At 63.4% G+C, this 554-nt stretch carries 1 protein-coding gene; it reads right to left on the bottom strand.

Going from position 1 to position 554, the window contains the following annotated elements; genetic code table 11:
• Positions 1-554: ferritin family protein (locus N801_RS21255; protein WP_035941053.1), on the bottom strand; the 554-nt coding region annotated here is incomplete at both ends.

Here is a 554-nt window from a genome sequence, read left to right as displayed (position 1 = left end):
GTCGGGATCAACGTGCGGCTGGCCTGTGAGCGTCTTACCGTCCGGACGGAGGAAGCCGAGGTCACGCACGATCTCGGAGTACTCCCAGCCGTGGTAGCGGTCGAACCAAACACGGTCACCGACATAGCGACCAGGGTTGGTCATGTCGATCCACTTGCACTCCGGCGAGCAATAGAACCGCGTGTGCTCGTCGACAACGCGGTGGCACTGCTCCTCGGGCCGCACGCATCCGAGCTGGCAGGTCCAGCAGATCGGGCCGGCACCCTCGAGCAGCCCGGGCAGCTGCAAGGGACCCGAACCGGGGTAGCGAACGTCGGCGTAGCCGCGCCAGAACGCACCGTACTTCTCGTTCCAGCCCGGGTACTTGCTCTCGAACCAGTCGTAGTCCTTCTGCTCGAGGTTGCCGTACTTATAGTAGTGGAAGGGCCACGAGGCCCAGACGCCGACAGCAACCTTGTGGTGGTAGTCGGCAGCAATCCGCTCACGCGCGCGCTTGAAGATCGAGTCGGGGATCTTCAAGCCCAGCTTGCCGAGGTTGACGATGTAGGAACGGT

This window comes from Knoellia aerolata DSM 18566, assembly GCF_000768695.1.
Classification (GTDB): Bacteria; Actinomycetota; Actinomycetes; order Actinomycetales; family Dermatophilaceae; genus Knoellia; species Knoellia aerolata.
Note: the sequence above shows the minus strand (reverse complement) of the source record. Positions and strands in the feature narration are given on the sequence as shown.